Source organism: Polyangium mundeleinium (assembly GCF_028369105.1).
GTDB lineage: Bacteria > Myxococcota_A > Polyangia > Polyangiales > Polyangiaceae > Polyangium > Polyangium mundeleinium.
In genome coordinates, this window is record NZ_JAQNDO010000001.1 from 3778427 (window position 1) to 3793468 (window position 15042).

Sequence of the window (15042 nt, forward strand, 5' to 3'; positions counted from 1 at the left end):
GGCAGCGATGACGAAGAACAGGGAGAGCGGCCCGCTGCGGCGCCCCACCTCGTGGTGGCTCGGCATGTTGCGCAAGCGGGCCGAGCGCATGTACGAGGAGAAGCTCGATCTCGGGGAGCCCATCGTGTGGGCCTCCGAGGCCGAGCGGCAGGCGGCCATCGCCTTCTTCAACGCGGCCTTCCGCGCCGAGGAGTCGGGCCTGCGCCAGGCCCACGAGCTCGCCGACGAGATCGCCACGTGGGACCCCGAGCTCGCCGAGTGCCTGCGCCTCTACGGCGACGAAGAGGGCTGGCATCGCGCGCTGCTCACCGAGTTCCTCGCCTACCTCGGCGGCGAGGTCCGCCCCATGGGCCGCGTCACCGGCACCTTTTATCGCCTCTACGGCCGGGCCAAGCGGATCGAGACGATCGTCCTCACGAACCTCATGTTCGAGACCATCGGCTCGACGACCTACCGCCTCGCCTTGCGCCGCGCGCGCCACCCGGCCGTGCGCCACATGCTCACGATCCTCACGCGCGACGAGTCCTTCCACGTCCCGCTGAACGTCCACTTCCTCCGCGAGACCCTCGCGCGAAACCCCGGCACCTCGCGCCTGCGCCTGCAGGTGATTCACGACGTGCTCTACGTCGCCCTCTTGCTCTCGTCCTACGCGAGCCGCCGCCGGGCCGAGGCCTTTGATCACATCCCGTTCCGCGTCCTCTGCCGCGCCTACGCCGAGCACCTCGCGCGCCTCTTCGTGAAGGAGGACGATCTCCGCCTGCGGCCGCCGCGCCTCCTGCTCTGGCTCTTCGGCTTCACGGACGAAGCGCTCCGCGAGGCCGAGGACACGTCGGCCGTGAGCGTACGCGCCGCCGAGGCCGCCGTGGATCGCGAGCGCGTCGTGGTCTCGGCGTTGTGAAGGTCGCGGCCATCCGCACCCGCGGCCTCGGCCGTGTCCACGACGGCGGCCGTGACGCGCGCCGGGCCCTCGTGGACGTGGAGATCGTCATCGAAGAGGGCGAGTTCGTTTGTGTTCTCGGCCCGAGCGGATCGGGCAAAAGCACCTTGCTCGCCGTGATCGGCGGGCTCGATCGTGGCTACGAAGGGCAGGTCGAGCTCTACGGGCAGGACCTCGGCCGCATGAGCGATGCCGCCCTCGCGCGGCTGCGCGGCGAGCGCATCGGCTTCGTCTTCCAGCACTTTCACCTGCTGCATCACCTCACCGTGATCGAGAACATCACGACGCCCGCGCTCTTCGATCCGCGCGGCGACGAACACGCGTGCCTCGCCCGCGCGAAACAGCTCCTCGAACGGCTCGGCCTCGCCGATCGTGCCGGCGACACCCCCGCCGAGCTCTCGGGTGGACAGCGACAACGCGTCGCGATCGCGCGCGCGCTCCTCCGCAAACCCAAGCTCCTCCTTTGCGACGAGCCCACCGGCAACCTCGACGCCGACACGGGCGCGCGCATCATCGAGCTCTTCGAGGAGCTCCACCGCGAAGAGGGCCTCACGATCGTGGCCGTCACGCACGAAGAGCGCCTCGCGCGCGCCGCGACCCGCATCCTCCGCCTGCACGAGGGCCGCGTGGACACCTCGAACGAGGTGCCCGCATGAAGCTCGCCGCCCTGGTCCGCCTCGTGCGCCGCGACCTCGCCCGTGCGCGCCGCGCGCTCGCCGGCAGCGCCTTTGGCATCACCGCGGGCACGGCCACGCTCGTGTTTTTCCTCGCCCTCGGCCTCGGCGTGCGCGCCGTCTTGCTCGGCGAGGTCTTTCCCATCGATCGGATCGAGCTCGAACCACCGAAGGCCAAGGATCCGGGCCTGCTCGGCTTGCTCCTCGGCGGCGGCGGCGAGCCCCCGGGCATCTCGCCCGACGACGTCGCCAAGCTCGCCGCGCTCCCTGGCGCCTCGCGTGTCCGCCCCAAGCTCTCCCTCGCCTTCCCCGCGAGCGCGCGCGGTGGCCGCGAGATCCTCGGCCATGACGTTGGCGCCGGCGAGCTGCCCGGTGACGGCATCGATCCCGCGCTCGCCGCGAACGACGTGAAGCCCGGCCTCTTCGTGGATCCGCTCGACACGCCCGGACCCGCCTGCACCGACGACGCCGCCTGCACCGGGGGCGCCTACTGCGAGCGCGCAACAGACGCCGCGGAGGGCCGTTGCTCCGCGCCCGTGCCCGCGATCGTCAGCCGTTACCTCGTCGAGATCTTCGACAAGAGCATCGCGCCTGCGCACGGCTTTCCGGCCGTCGGCGAGACGCTCCTCGGCCGCGCGCAGGGCATCACCTTCACGATTCGCCTCGGCGAGAGCCTGCTCGGCCGCGCCAAGCAGGGCAGCCCTCGCACCATCAAGGCGCGCATCGTGGGCATCTCGGGCAGCGCCACCGACCTCGGCCTCACGTTCCCGCTCGGCGTCGTGCGCCGCTGGAACCGCGAGTTCGGCGGCGAACGCGCGGCCGAGCGGTATTCGAGCGCCGTCGTGGAGGCGAGCTCCGGCGCCGAGGTCGCGGGCGTCATCGATGCCGGCGCGCGCATGGGGTTGTCCCCGAAGGACACACGCGCGCGGGACGTGAGCGTCCTCGTCTCCGGCGTCATGGCCTTGCTCTCGCTCGTCGCGGGTGTCGTCCTCGTCGTCAGCGCGTCGAGCATCACGCAGACCTTCCGCGCCCTCGTCCTCGAGCGTCGCGCCGAGATCGCCCTCTACCGCGCGGTCGGCGCCACGGCGGGCGAGATCGGCGCCTGGACGGTCTCGCTCGCGGCCGTCGTGGGCTTCTTCGCGGGCGCCGCGGGCCTCCTCGTCGCGCGGATCCTTGCGTTCCTCGCCGACTGGGCCGCGGCCGAGAAGCTCCCGGACTTCCCCTTCAAGCCCGACACCTTCTTCGCGTTCCCGTGGTGGCTCTGGCTCCTCGGAATGGGCTTTTCCATCCTGTTTTCGGTCCTCGGCGCCATCGGCCCTGCGCGGGCCGCCGCGAAGGTCGACCCGGCGCGGGCGCTCGCCGGCAGCTAGCGGGCTGCTTCGAACCACGCGGCGACGGGGTCCGGACCGGGTCGTCGGGCCACGAAACCACGCGGAAGGCGGTCCGGACCGAGGGTCGAGTCACGAAACCACGCGGCGACGGGGTCCGGACCGGGTCGTCGGGCCACGAAACCACTTGGAAGGGGGTCCGGACCGGGTCGTCGGGTGGTTTCGTCAGGGCGCCTCGGGGGTCGTATCCACCTCGCCGGTGGTTTCCTTGGCGGCATGGGGGCTCCGCGCCCGGAGCATTGCCTTTTTCTCTGCGTCGCGGAGGGGCCCATTGCGCGCCTTCACGAGGGAGAGGCCCGACGAGGCGTCGGACGGCTGCCCGGCGAGGAGGCGACCTTTCTCGTCCTCGGGCGAACTCATCGACTTCGGCGAGGGGGGCTTCAGCATGGGGCTCGACGGGATGACGAAGAACGAGAAGCTCAACGTCTCCTGGGCGTACACGAAGCCCTAGCCCTGCGCCCTGCGCGGGCGCTCGCCGGCAGGTAAATCGACGCGACCCCGTCACACTTCGCCGAGCTCCGCCGATGAGGGGACAGCACCATGCTTCGATCCCTCTGGTTCCTCGTCCTCCTCGTCTCGATCCTCCTCACGGCGACCTCGGCCCAGGCCGCCGAGCCGCTCGTCGTCCACGTCATCGTCCCTCTTTGTTCGAATGAGCAGATCGATTGCGGCAGCAACGTCGCCGGGGATCCCGACCGCCTCGACACGAACCTCTACTGGGGCGCTGCGTTCGGCCACCGCCGCTTCTTCGACCGCAAAAAGAGCGGTTTTACTCGCCTCGACGTCATGAGCGCCGAGGGCGCGCGCCTCGAACGCGTGGTCTATCGCCGCAACGTCTCGGCCGAGCCGTTTGGCGGCAAATCCGGCGAGACGATCGAGCAAATCATCGTCCTCGACGCTTACCACGGCGATTCCATCGACCGCGCCGTCGAGGCTTTCTGGCGCCTCGCCACCCGCGGCGGGCGGATTCGTTTCCGCGACGGCGGCAAAGAGCGCGACGTGCGCATCTCGGTCGCCGGATACGCGGGCCACAACCGCCTCATGGATGGCGTGCGCCTCTCGCCGCCGCCGGGCGCCGAGGAGCGCGCCCGTGCCATTCCCTCGTTCGTCCTGGCCTGTGACTCCGAGCCTTATTTCGGCCCCGCCTTGCGCGCCGCGGGTTCGGAGACGTGGCTCATGACCCGCTCCCTCATGGCCCCCGAGGGGTACGTTCTCGACGCGGTCGTCACCGCGATCGGCGAGCGAGCGTCCCCCACCACCATTCGTGAACGCGCCGTCGCCGCGTACGCCAAATGGCAAAAGCTCTCCCACCGCGCCGCGGGCACCATCTTCGCGAAACCCCAGTAACTACCGCCGGGGCGAGTCGGGCGGCGGGACGAACGCGCCCATCGATTCCCTCTTTTTGACCTCGAACAGATGCGCGCCGTACGCCGGCAGCTCCACGTAGAGCCCTCGCCGATCGTCGAGCAGCTCGTCCCCGCTGCGCCGGTATTCCTCGCCCCCGATGCGGTCGACGAGCCGCACCTGCCTCCCCGCGATCCCCGCCAGATCCAGCGTCAGCTTGCAATGCCCGCGGGACGGGCCGAGGTTCACCACGACGACCACGGCGCTCGTCCGCGCATCCCAGCGATACGCGACGAACGATTCGAAGCTCGTGCTCCCCGGCCCCGCGGCGCGCGGCGGTAACATCGCAAAGCGCCCGCGCCGGAGGACGTCGAGCTTCATCGCATCGAGCAGCGCGTGGTGAAACGCGAGGCTCGCCTCGTCCACGCGTTCGTCCGCGCGCCGCGCGAGCTGCACCGGCGCCCGGACCTTTCGCCCTTCGAGTTGCCCGTCGTGGAAAAACCGCATCCCCGGTGCGGTCCCGAGCAGCACCGTCGCCGCCTTGCGCCGATCGGGCGGCAGCGCGGACGCGATCCGTGGCTCGTCGTGGTTTTCCAAGAATCGCGCCGAGCGCGCCTGGTAATCGAACGACCCGGAGAGGTGCCCGCGCACCGCGCGCGCTGAGCCGTGCAGGAGCTGGTCGTACATGCTCTTGTCGTAGGTATAATCGAATCCGAGTGTCTGCAGCCGCCATTCGAGATCCCAGTACGCCTCGGCGAGCAGCACGAAATTCGGATATCGCTCCCGTACGGCGTCGATCGCGTCGGCCCAGAACTCGCCTTCGGCTTCCCGCGTCCCCTCGGCCCGCTGCGCATGGGCCCACGTCCGCCGAAACACGTCCGAGAGCACGAGCATCGCCATGTCGCACCGCACGCCGTCGCAACGCGAGGCGACGTCGAGCAGCGCCTCGATCGACGCCTGCCGCGTCTCGGCCGCGCGGAAATCGAGCTGCGCCGTGTCGGTCCACGGAGGGAAATAAGGATCCTTCCCGCAGGCGATCTGCCCGTTCGCCTCCCGCACGAAGAGCTCCGGTCGCTCCGTGATCCAGTGGTGATCCCGCGCCAGGTGGTTCGGCACGAAATCGAGCAGGAGCCCGATTCCACGCGCCCGAAGTTTCTCCCGCAGCACGGCGAGCGCCTGGTCCCCGCCGAGCGAAGGATCGACCGCGTACCGCGCCACCGCGAACGGCGAGCCGATCACGTCCGCCGGCTCGAGATCGGGCAGCGCCCGCTCGTATTCGGCGTGGAGCGACGGCATCTCCCGCGCGATCTTCGGCCCCACCTCGCCGAGGGTCCACACGCCCATCAGGTACACGTAATCAAAGCCGAGCCGCGCGAGCCGATCGAGCTCCTCGTCGGGCACGTCCGCGAGCGTGACGCGCGCGCCCTTCACGCGTCCGAGATCGTAGAGCCACATGCGCGCGAAAATCTCGTAGAGGGCCGGGCTGTGGACGCTCGTATCACCAAGGATCATCGTTTTCTCCCCCCGAGCAGGGACGCCATTTCCTGCGCGATGTCCGCCGGGACGTACCCCTGTTCGTCGAGGCCGCGCCGCGCATGATACGCCTTTATCGACCGGGCGAACCCCTCGCGATCGATCCCCGCGCCCTTCGCCGCGCCGCCGGGGAGTTTTTCCTCGAAGAACCGCGCGGGGAGCGTGTCCTCCGCCGGCGTCCACCCCTCGCGCTCGTTGAACAGCCGCCGCACGAGCGTGATCCGCCCGCCCGCGCGCTCGAGCTCCTCCGCCTCGAATGGCAATCCCGTCACGGCCCGCAGCATCTCCGCCGCTTCCCCGAAAAAATTCTCCATCGCCCGGCGCAAGAACTTGCACAGGATCAGCGCATCCATCACCGCTGCCCGATCCTCCGCTGCCACGGCGTGCGCGGCCGATTCCTCGCTCGCCTCGAATCGATTCACCTTCCCCGAAAAATCAGCCTCGTACGCCCCGCTCCGGTTGTGGTCCGCGCCGCGTGTCCCCACCGCGAAGCCGAGCGCCATCGTTTGCAGCGCGCGTGGCTCGTAGCCCGGGATCTCCATCCCTTTTACGTGCGGCGCGAAGGACGGCGCGTCCCCGCCCAACATCTCCGCCGCGCGCCGGCTCCCCTCCGCGAGCAAATCCCCGAGCGCCGTGCGCCGCCGCGCGATGTCGCCGAGCAGCGCGAGCATCCGTTCGCACGCGCCGAACCGCAGATCCCGCGCCTCCTCGGCGAGCGGACCCGCCGGGAAGAGACCCCGCTCCGCGCACTCCATGGCGAACGCGATTGTCCCGCCCGAGGAGATCGTATCGATCCCAAGCTCGTCACACGCTGACGACGCCCGCAGGACCACCTCCGGGTCGCCGATCCCGCAGAGCGGCCCGAGCGCGAACAGGTTCTCGTACTCCATCTTGACGGGCCGCTGCCCCGGACGAACCTCGTAAAAATGCTCGCAGCCGATCGTGCAATTCTTGCACGAACCCCGGCCCCGCTCGCGCGTCTCGTGCAGCACCTCGCCCTCGATCCGACGCGCCTCCTCGAACGTGCTCGCCTGGAAATTGCGGGTCGGCAGCGCCGCGAGCCGGTTGAATGTCGAGAGGTTCGCCACGGTCCCGAGCGAGCGGTATTTTTCCGTCGCGGGCCCGAGCGAGCGGCGCGCGAGGTCCTTCGCGATGCGCAACGTTGCCTCCGCGTCCGCGAGCGGCACGGCCCGGCTGCCGCGCACGCCGATCGCCTTCACGCGTTTCGCGCCGAGCACCGCCCCGAGCCCGCCGCGCCCCGCGTGACGCCCCTCGTTCGCGATGCCCGCGTATCGCACGAGCCGCTCGCCCGCGACCCCGATGACCGCGAATCGATGCTCGGGATACTCCTTCCCGAGGCGCTCACTCGCCTCTGAAATTTGAAAATCACGCCCCCATAGATCCGGGCAAGGCACGACCTCCGCGCCTTCCTCGTCGATGAGCACGATCGACGGCTCCGCGGCCTCCCCGACGATCACGATCGCATCGACCCCCGCGCGTTTGCCCGCGATGGCGAACGACGACGACGAGAGCCCGTCCGAGATGCGCCCCGTGAGCGGCGATTTCGCCACGAATGCGAGCTTCGCCGAGGTCGTGAGCGGCGTGCCCACGAGCGGACCGAACGCGAGCACGAGCGCGGCCTCGGGGCCAAGCGGATCGAAGCGCGGCTTCGTCTCGCGCGTGAGGAGCAGCGCGCCGAGCCCGACCCCGCCGACGACGGCGCGCCGCGTCGCCTCGTCGAGCGGCACGTGTTCTGCGGTCCGGCGGCCGAGGTCGACGCGCAGATATCGCTCGAAGAAACCGCCGCGCCCCATGCACGGTTTCTAACCGCCTGCGTCCGCGGACACCAGCACCACGACGTCCCCTTCGCCGAGCGCCATCTCCGGATCGGCCGTGATCTGCGCCCCATTGAGAGCCACGAGCCAGCCCGGCGCGAGGCGTCCGCCCGCGACGATGAGGGGCTCGAGCGCTGGGCACGCGACGCCCAGGGCGGCGAGCGCTTCGCCGAGCGAGCACGCGGCGACCTCGATCGCCGCGCGTCCAGCGCGCAGACGAGCCACGCCGTAAAGCTCGATGGTCACCACGCGGCAAACCTACCAGCACACTGCACGCGCGCCCCTCGAATCCCACGAGGTTTTTCCTCGCCTAGACCTTTGACGCATCCCGTCACGAACATCCTTTGAAATTCGTCGCTTGACGGTGCGTGGCTTCTCATGGTTTCACGTCAAACGAAGGCCGTGGGTCATTCCGGCAGCCCGCGCACGCGTTTTCGCGGGCCGGGGCGGTCATGAAAGCCACCACCCCCATCGGCGGAGGTCAGCGCGATGCAACTTCGTAGGCGACAGCTTCCCCTCTTCCTCTCGATCCTCGCGGCTCTCTTCCTGTTCGGCGGGAGCGCCTTCGCCGAGGACTGGAAACTCACGGGCAGCGGGATCCGGGTCAAGACCGTGGTCCTCGTCGACGTGAACGTCTACCAGATCTCGCACTTCATCAAGGGCGCGGTCGAGAAGTCGAAGAAGGCCGTGATCGACGCGGACATCGACAAGAAGTTCGAGTGGTCGATGAAGCGCGACGTGGATCACGAGAAGGTCGTGCAGACGCTGCGCGACGCGTTCGCGATGAACGGCTACGCGGACAAGGGCAAGATCGACAAGTTCCTCGCCGCCTTCTCCCGCGAGCTCAAGGAGAACTCCAAGATCTCGATCGTCTACGACGCCGCGAAGAAGACCACGACGGTCAGCGTGGGCGGCGGCGGCAGCGCGTCGGTCGAGGGCGTCGACTTCATGAAGGGCGTCTGGAGCATCTGGTTCGGCAAGATCGACCAGCCGAAGCTCGGCGACGCGCTCATCAGCAAGCTGTGAACGAAGACGCGGCGCCCTCGGCTCCGCACGCATAGGCCGGCTGCTCGTCACGACAAGGACGACGCCGGCCTTCGTTTTTCCTGGCGTCCTTGCCCGCCACGGCCCCCGGCGACAAGCTCCGCGCCTCGCATGGCCCCCGCCCCCTTCACCCGACGAACCGACTGGGATCGCACCGAAAATCCGCTGACCACCCTGCTCGCCGCCGCCGCGCGCTCGGGCCGCGAGCTCATCGACCTCACGGAGTCAAACCCCACGCGCGCCGGGATCGTCGACACCACGCCGCTCGTCGCCCTGCTCGGCCATCCCCGCGGCGCGACGTACGCGCCGCTTCCGCTCGGCCACCCGAAGGCCCGCGCGGCCGTCGCCGCCTCCTTCCACGAGCGCGGCCTGCCTGCCCGCGAGGACCGCGTCGTCCTCAGCGCGAGCACCAGCGAGGCGTACACGTGGCTCTTCAAGCTGCTCTGCGAGCGCGGCGATCGGGTGCTCGTCCCGGCGCCCTCGTACCCGCTCTTCGAGTTCCTCGCCCGGCTCGAAGACGTCGAGCTCGCCACGTACCCGCTCCTCCGCGAGGAAGGTTTTCGTATCGATCTCGGCGCGCTCGATCGTGCTGCCGAAGTGGCGCAGGGCCACGCGCGCGCGATCGTCCTCGTGCACCCGAACAACCCCACCGGCACGTTCGTGCGTCGCGACGAGGCGATCGAGGTCGGAAGGATCGCCGCGCGTCACGGCATGGCCCTCATCGTGGACGAGGTCTTCGCCGAGTATCCGCACGGCGCCTTGCCCGCGGATCGGCTCCCGAGCTTCGCGGGCGAGCGCGAGGCGCTCACGTTCGTGCTCGGTGGCCTCTCGAAGAGCCTGCTTTTGCCGCAATGCAAGCTCGGCTGGACGCTCGTCTACGGCCCCGACGCGCTTTGTGACGAGGCGATCGCGCGGCTCGAGCTCGTCGCGGACACCTACCTCTCGGCGTCGACGCCGGTGCAGCTCGCGCTGCCGGAGCTGCTCGCCGCGCGCGCCTCGGTGCAAGGGCCCGTCCGCGCGCGAACCGCGGAAAACCTCGCGGCGCTCGATCGCGCGCTCGTGGCCGCGGGCGAGGACGCTGCGGTCCGGCGCCTGCCCACGGACGGCGGCTGGTACGCGATCCTCGAAGTGCCGCGGACGCGCGACGAGGACGCTTGGGTCGAAACGCTCGTGCGTGAGCACGGCATCGTCGTGCATCCGGGGTATTTCTTCGACATGGAGCGCGAGGGGTTTCTCGTGGTCAGCTTGCTGCCTCGCCCCGAGATCTTCGCGCGGGCGATCGAGATCGTCGTCACGTCCGTCGCGAAAGGTTGAGCGCCGCGACGGATCGCCTAGAGTGCGCCGCATGCGCGAAGAGACCGAAGTCATCGTCGTCGGCGCCGGTCCGTCGGGGCTCTCCGTCGGGGCGTGCTTGCGGTCCCGCGGCATCTCGTTCGAGATCCTCGAGCGATCGGCCGAGGTCGGATCGTCCTGGCGGAACCATTACGAGCGGCTGCACCTGCACACCGTGCAGCGCTTTTCATCATTGCCGGGCATGCCATGGCCTGCCGGCACGCCGACCTACCCGTCGCGGGCGCAGATGGTCGCGTACCTCGACGCGTACGCCCACGACTTCGAATTGACGCCGCTCTTCGGCGAGGACGTCCGCTCGGCGCGGCGCGTGGACGGGGGGTTCGTCCTCCGCACCGAGGCGAACGAGTACCAGTCGCGCGCGCTCGTGGTGGCCACGGGGTACAACCGCGTCCCCAACGTCCCGACGTGGCCGGGCGACGCCTCGTTCGGCGGACCGATCCTGCACAGCTCCCGCTACAAGAACGGCGATCCTTGGCGCGGAAAGCGGGTCCTCGTCGTGGGCGCGGGCAACTCCGGCGCGGAGATCGCGCTCGACCTCTGGGAGCACGGCGCCAAGCCTTCCCTTTCGGTCCGCGGCCCCGTGCACGTCGTGCCGCGGGATCTGACGGGCGTCCCCTCGCAGATCAGCTCGCTCTTCCTGTTTTCGCGCCTGCCGCCCAAGATCGCCGACGCGATCTCGCTTTTCGCCCTCGATCGGATGCTCGGGGACCTCACGCCGTACGGCTTCACGCGCCCCAAGCTCGGCCCGATCTCGCAGGTCGTCCTCAAAAAGCGCATCCCGCTCATCGACGTGGGCACGCTGGAGCTCGTCAAGCAAGGGCAGATCGACGTGGTGAAGGACGTGCGCTCCTTCAGCCCTGGCGAGGTGCACTTCGTCGACGAGACCACGCGCCCTTTCGACGCGGTCGTCCTCGCGACGGGGTATCGGACCGGGATCTCCGAGTATTTCGAGGACGCGGAGGGGTGGCTCGACGAACGGGGGTATCCTCGTTATTTCGGTGAGCCGGTGCCGGGGGCGCCGGGGCTCTTTTTCATCGGCTTCCGGAACCCGCTCACCGGCGCGCTGCACGACATCGCGATCGAGGCCGAGCGCGTCGCGGAGCACCTCGCGGGGGAGAAACGTTGAAATGGCCGGGCTCGATCACTGGCATCCGGTGCTCTTCGCCGACGCGCTTGGGTCGAAGCCCGCGCCCGTCCGCGTCTGTGATCACGAGCTCGTCCTGTTTCGCGCCTCGAATGGGAAAGCGACCCTCGGCGCGCTCGCCGACGTGTGCCCGCACCGCGGCATGCGCCTCAGCGAGGGGCGCGTGGAGGGCGGGCGGCTGGTTTGTCCCTATCATGGCTGGTCCTTCGCGCCGGACGGCGAGGGAAGGTGCCCGGCCACGCCCGCGGCGCGTCCCTGCGCCGACGCCTTCGACGTGATCGAGCGATTCGGCCTGATCTGGATCAAGCGCCGCGAATCTCCGGTCGTGTTCCCCACGATCGACGTGAGCGGCTATCACCTCATCGGCAAAACGCGGCACCGGGCGGAGGCGCCGCTCGAGGTCACGCTCGACAATTTCATCGAGGTCGAGCACACGCCCGAGGTCCACGCGCTGCTTGGGTATCCACGCGAGCGCATGCCGGAGATCACGTGCGAGGTGACGAGCACGGACACGAGCGTTCGCGTCGTCAACGAGGGCCCGCAAAAGGCGCTCCCGCGGCCGTTGTATTCGCTGCTCCAGATCGAGCCCGGGGATACCTTCGTGGACGACTGGACCACGTGGTTCTCGCCGGTCTACACGGTCTACGACCAATACTGGTTCGACCCAGCGACGCGGCAGCGGCGGCCGAATGCCCTGCGGATCGTGGTCTTTTTCGTGCCCGTCACGGCCGAACGGACGGACATCTTCGCGCTCTCGTACGCGCTCGCGGCGCCGTGGGAGCGGTACGGGCTCAATGCCTTCACGTATCTCCTGACGCGTGCGTTCGTGGTGATGGAGCTGCGGCGCGACGTCACGCTTCTCGGCAAACTCGCGGACAAACGGCCCGAGCTCCGCGGCCGGACCTTGAGCCGCTTCGACAAACCGCTCGGGCTCGCGCGAAAGCGCATCGAGACGATCTACCGCGGCCGTAGCTAGACTGCGCGGTGCGCGCGCTTCACCTCGTCGGCGGCTTCGAGCGCTGCTTCCATTTCCTGCACGAGCTCGTCGGCGGCCGCCTGCTCCTTCGCCGCCTGCTCCTCCCGCATCGAGGCATCGAGCCGCGCCGACGTTTTCCGTAGCGCCTCGGCGACCCGCTTTCCTTCCGCAGACGCCGGATCCACGCGCCGCTCGCGTAACGACCGGATCGCCGCATCCACCGCCGGCGCGAGCGGCGCCGCCAGCACCGGATCGGCGCGCCGGAGCTGATCCTTCACCCCACGCGCGAGCGAAAGCATCTGCCCCGCGGGCGAGGCGTCCCGCTTCTTTTTCCACGTCCACGCGGCGAATCCGACCGCCGCCGCGATCACCACGCCCGCGCCCGCCTGCACATACGGCATCACGCCGGGCGCGACCTCCACCATGGGCGGCGGCGGCAGGGTCGCCGTGATCCCCTCGCCGACGAGCGAGCCTTTGAACTCTTCCCAGCCCATGAGCCGCTTTTGCAGCGCGATTCGCTTGTTCACCACGAGGCACGGCGCCTCGACGCCCGCTGCCGCGCACGCCTCCGCGCCCGAGCCCGTCGCGAGGAGCTCCGCCTCGTGCGCATCCACGTTTCGTTTCGTCAGGTGAAACCCGCCCGCCTCCACCTCCACGAGCCCCACCGGATCGACCGACGCGCCTCCGGGCGCCTCCTTCGGCCAGGTCGTCGTGGCCGCGTCGAGGATCGAGCCGTCGTGCTTTGACGTGTAGAACCCGCGCAGGGTGATGGTTTGTCCCGCCGCCACGTCCACGTGCACGGCGGGTTGGTCGAGCGGGATCTTGAGGACGATCGGATCGGACATGTCCGTTTCAGCCTAACGCAGGTGCGAGCGGCTCGCGGTCTCGAGCAGCATGGCGAAGAGGAGCGGATCCCCCATGCCCGTGCTTTGCGCCGCGTGCTCGCGCATGCGGGCGAGGCGATCGGCGTCTTTCAGGAAGAGCGGCTCTTCGAGGGTCTTCGCCGCCTCGCGCAGGATCGTCTCGCGCTCGGTGAGCAGGCTGATCGCGGACTGCTTGTCGCCCCCCGCGACGTTCTGCGCCGCGCGCGCCAGCGTCTCGCCCGCGGCGAAACCCTGGATCGTGCGGGCCACGGAGCCGTCGATCGTCGCCCCGCTCGCCGCGTCGGAGTCAGCCCACTCGATGTCGACCGGGAACTCTTCGGTCACGTTTTTCTTGGAAATGCGGTCCTTGTACTTGAGCTCGACCAGCGCGAGCTGCCCCTTGCCCACGCCGGCGCCCGCACGGAGCTGGAAGAGCAACGCGTGGCTATCGCCCGCGGCGAAGGCCGGGATGAAGAACCGCATGCCGCCCTCGTTGTCCTCTTTGCGGTCCTGCTTGATGTTGTCGCGCTTCGCCGCTTGCTCGTCCGCCGCGACTTCCTGCGCCCGCACGCGTTGCGCCTCGGCCTCCGAGAGGCGGCGCGAGCCGTAGACCTTGAGCAGATCAAAGCCCTTCTTCAGGCGCACGCGGACCTCGACGGCCGTCGCCGCCGGGTCGAGGCGCTTGTCGAGCTCGGTGCCGAGCGCCGGGGCGATCTGCGCCGCGTCGCGCAGGTAATAGTAGCCGCCCGCGCCATCCTCGGCGATCGCGCTCATGAGCGCGCCGTCGTAATCCGTGCCGAGGCCAAACGTGCTCGTTTGAATGCCCTTCTGAAAGGCGTCGAGCGCGAGCTTCGAGATGCCGCTCGCCGACTTGATCCCGCTGTTCGCGCGGCCGTCGGAGAGCAAAAGCACGACCTTCACCGCGTCCTGCGGGATGGTCTTCGTCTCGGCCTGCGCATACCCGAGCTCGAGGCCGCTCGAAATGTTGGTGCCTCCGCCTTCCTTGATCTCGGCGATGACCTTCTTGATGGCCTCGCGGCGCGCGCCGACGGGGCCGTCGGGGATCTTCACCTCGGCGTCGGTCGAGAACGTCACGAGGGAAAAATCATCGCTCGGGGCGAGCTTGTCGACGAGCGCGCTCGCGGCCTCGCGGGCCTGCTTGATCGACTCGCCTTGCATCGAGCCGCTCACGTCGAGGACGAGGTGCACGGAGAGGTGCGGGCGCTCAGCAGGTTTGTCGGGGCTCGATTTCAGCGTGAGGCGGAGGTGGAACGGGCTGCCCGAGGGCGGGAGTTTTCCGCGCTCCAGGCCGGCCTGGATGCCGAGCGCCTTGCCCTTCGGGACTTCGAAGCCCGTGACGTAGCGGGCGCCGATGTCCGAGACGAGCTCGCGCTCGCCCGCGGGGATGATGCCGCGCGCAACGGCGGACTCGAACGCGGCGAGGTGGCCGCCGCCGGGACGGTATGTCGTGGCAAACCGGCCGTTCGGATCGATCGTGGGCGCGTCATTCGCGGCGGGCGGGATCAACGCCTGGGTCGGGGCGGGCGGCGGGGCGGCGGCGCCGCCGGCTTTGGCTTTCTCCGCGGCGGCCGGGGCGTCGCCCGGCGCGCGGCTCATGTCGCCGCCGCGGACGCCGTACTTGCCCGCCTGTGCTTCCTGCTTGGCGTCGTCGGCCAAGAAGCCCTGCTCACCTTTGGCCCGGGTGTTCGGCTCGTCGGGCGACAGCGCGGGTGCTTCCTCGTTGCTCGGGGCTGCCTTCGTGCACCCGCCGCCGCCGACGACGCTCGCCAGGCAGAGGCTTCCGAGGATCATCGAGGTACCGCTCTTCGACATGCGCGACATGGTCATATCCCTCAGGCTCGAGACGACGTGTTCGGTGCGGTTCGACGAAGCAGGGCCGCGGACGATCTACGGCGACCCCGCCGATCTTCGCCGATTTTCGAACCCAAGG

At 69.5% G+C, this 15042-nt stretch carries 14 protein-coding genes; 8 read left to right on the forward strand and 6 right to left on the reverse strand.

Features of this window, described 5'->3' with window-relative positions; translation table 11 throughout:
• The first annotated feature begins 7 nt into the window (after positions 1–7).
• The 3 genes from POL67_RS15170 to POL67_RS15180 are packed head-to-tail and all read left to right on the forward strand — an operon-like array spanning position 8 to position 2981.
• Complete coding sequence (locus POL67_RS15170) at positions 8–898, forward strand: ferritin-like domain-containing protein (protein WP_271918071.1); 891 nt, start codon at positions 8–10, stop codon at positions 896–898.
• A complete protein-coding gene (locus tag POL67_RS15175; RefSeq protein WP_271918072.1) occupies positions 895–1593 on the forward strand; it encodes an ABC transporter ATP-binding protein in 699 nt (232 codons plus the stop codon). Before POL67_RS15170 ends, POL67_RS15175 begins: the two co-directional genes overlap by 4 nt.
• Positions 1590–2981, forward strand: a complete 1392-nt coding sequence (locus tag POL67_RS15180; protein WP_271918073.1) for an ABC transporter permease — start codon at positions 1590–1592, stop codon at positions 2979–2981. Before POL67_RS15175 ends, POL67_RS15180 begins: the two co-directional genes overlap by 4 nt.
• Before the next feature lie 183 nt (positions 2982–3164).
• Here the strand turns inward: POL67_RS15180 and POL67_RS15185 are convergent, their stop codons facing one another.
• Positions 3165–3422 (reverse strand): hypothetical protein, encoded by a 258-nt coding sequence (locus POL67_RS15185; protein WP_271918074.1) that lies wholly within the window; start codon positions 3420–3422, stop codon positions 3165–3167.
• A 117-nt stretch (positions 3423–3539) separates the two neighbouring features.
• On the opposite strand from POL67_RS15185, the gene POL67_RS15190 reads away from it, so the two are divergent.
• Positions 3540–4346 carry a hypothetical protein gene (locus POL67_RS15190; protein ID WP_271918075.1) on the forward strand — a complete coding sequence of 269 codons (807 nt, stop codon included), beginning with the start codon at positions 3540–3542 and terminating at the stop codon, positions 4344–4346.
• Here the strand turns inward: POL67_RS15190 and POL67_RS15195 are convergent, their stop codons facing one another.
• The 3 genes from POL67_RS15195 to POL67_RS15205 are packed head-to-tail and all read right to left on the reverse strand — an operon-like array spanning position 4347 to position 7960.
• Positions 4347–5855, reverse strand: coding sequence for an alpha-amylase family glycosyl hydrolase (locus POL67_RS15195; protein WP_271918076.1), 1509 nt, complete (start codon positions 5853–5855; stop codon positions 4347–4349).
• Positions 5852–7690 (reverse strand): aldehyde ferredoxin oxidoreductase family protein, encoded by a 1839-nt coding sequence (locus POL67_RS15200; protein WP_271918077.1) that lies wholly within the window; start codon positions 7688–7690, stop codon positions 5852–5854. The genes POL67_RS15195 and POL67_RS15200 overlap by 4 nt, the downstream gene beginning before the upstream one ends.
• A 9-nt stretch (positions 7691–7699) precedes the next feature.
• Positions 7700–7960 (reverse strand): MoaD/ThiS family protein, encoded by a 261-nt coding sequence (locus tag POL67_RS15205; RefSeq protein WP_271918078.1) that lies wholly within the window; start codon positions 7958–7960, stop codon positions 7700–7702.
• Positions 7961–8200: 240 nt separating this feature from the next.
• Here POL67_RS15205 and POL67_RS15210 point away from each other — a divergent pair, with 240 nt between their 5' ends.
• The 4 genes from POL67_RS15210 to POL67_RS15225 all read left to right on the forward strand — a co-directional run bounded on the left by POL67_RS15210 (position 8201) and on the right by POL67_RS15225 (position 12228).
• A complete protein-coding gene (locus POL67_RS15210) occupies positions 8201–8737 on the forward strand; it encodes a chalcone isomerase family protein (RefSeq protein WP_271918079.1) in 537 nt (178 codons plus the stop codon).
• Between the two features lie 129 nt (positions 8738–8866).
• On the forward strand, positions 8867–10069 hold the full coding sequence (locus tag POL67_RS15215) for a pyridoxal phosphate-dependent aminotransferase (protein WP_271918080.1): 1203 nt from the start codon (positions 8867–8869) through the stop codon (positions 10067–10069).
• Positions 10070–10100: 31 nt separating this feature from the next.
• Positions 10101–11234: a flavin-containing monooxygenase gene (locus tag POL67_RS15220; protein WP_271918081.1), complete on the forward strand. Its 1134-nt coding sequence runs from the start codon at positions 10101–10103 to the stop codon at positions 11232–11234.
• A gap of 1 nt (position 11235) precedes the next feature.
• On the forward strand, positions 11236–12228 hold the full coding sequence (locus tag POL67_RS15225; RefSeq protein WP_271918082.1) for a Rieske 2Fe-2S domain-containing protein: 993 nt from the start codon (positions 11236–11238) through the stop codon (positions 12226–12228).
• Here POL67_RS15225 and POL67_RS15230 read toward each other — a convergent pair.
• A complete protein-coding gene (locus tag POL67_RS15230; protein WP_271918083.1) occupies positions 12225–13073 on the reverse strand; it encodes a hypothetical protein in 849 nt (282 codons plus the stop codon). The two genes, POL67_RS15225 and POL67_RS15230, sit on opposite strands and share 4 nt — an antisense overlap.
• 12 nt (positions 13074–13085) lie before the next feature.
• Positions 13086–14933, reverse strand: coding sequence for a vWA domain-containing protein (locus POL67_RS15235; RefSeq protein WP_271918084.1), 1848 nt, complete (start codon positions 14931–14933; stop codon positions 13086–13088).
• Positions 14934–15042: the final 109 nt, after the last annotated feature.

Excerpts from the sequence above, each read along its gene's own strand:
- POL67_RS15180 (WP_271918073.1), top strand. The coding sequence starts at position 1,590 with ATGAAGCTCGCCGCCCTGGTCCGCCTCGTGCGCCGCGACCTCGCCCGT.
- POL67_RS15195 (WP_271918076.1), bottom strand. The coding sequence starts at position 5,855 with ATGATCCTTGGTGATACGAGCGTCCACAGCCCGGCCCTCTACGAGATT.
- POL67_RS15225 (WP_271918082.1), top strand. The coding sequence starts at position 11,236 with ATGGCCGGGCTCGATCACTGGCATCCGGTGCTCTTCGCCGACGCGCTT.
- POL67_RS15220 (WP_271918081.1), top strand. The coding sequence starts at position 10,101 with ATGCGCGAAGAGACCGAAGTCATCGTCGTCGGCGCCGGTCCGTCGGGG.
- POL67_RS15230 (WP_271918083.1), bottom strand. The coding sequence starts at position 13,073 with ATGTCCGATCCGATCGTCCTCAAGATCCCGCTCGACCAACCCGCCGTG.
- POL67_RS15210 (WP_271918079.1), top strand. The coding sequence starts at position 8,201 with ATGCAACTTCGTAGGCGACAGCTTCCCCTCTTCCTCTCGATCCTCGCG.
- POL67_RS15170 (WP_271918071.1), top strand. The coding sequence starts at position 8 with ATGACGAAGAACAGGGAGAGCGGCCCGCTGCGGCGCCCCACCTCGTGG.
- POL67_RS15235 (WP_271918084.1), bottom strand. The coding sequence starts at position 14,933 with ATGTCGCGCATGTCGAAGAGCGGTACCTCGATGATCCTCGGAAGCCTC.
- POL67_RS15215 (WP_271918080.1), top strand. The coding sequence starts at position 8,867 with ATGGCCCCCGCCCCCTTCACCCGACGAACCGACTGGGATCGCACCGAA.
- POL67_RS15190 (WP_271918075.1), top strand. The coding sequence starts at position 3,540 with ATGCTTCGATCCCTCTGGTTCCTCGTCCTCCTCGTCTCGATCCTCCTC.
- POL67_RS15200 (WP_271918077.1), bottom strand. The coding sequence starts at position 7,690 with ATGGGGCGCGGCGGTTTCTTCGAGCGATATCTGCGCGTCGACCTCGGC.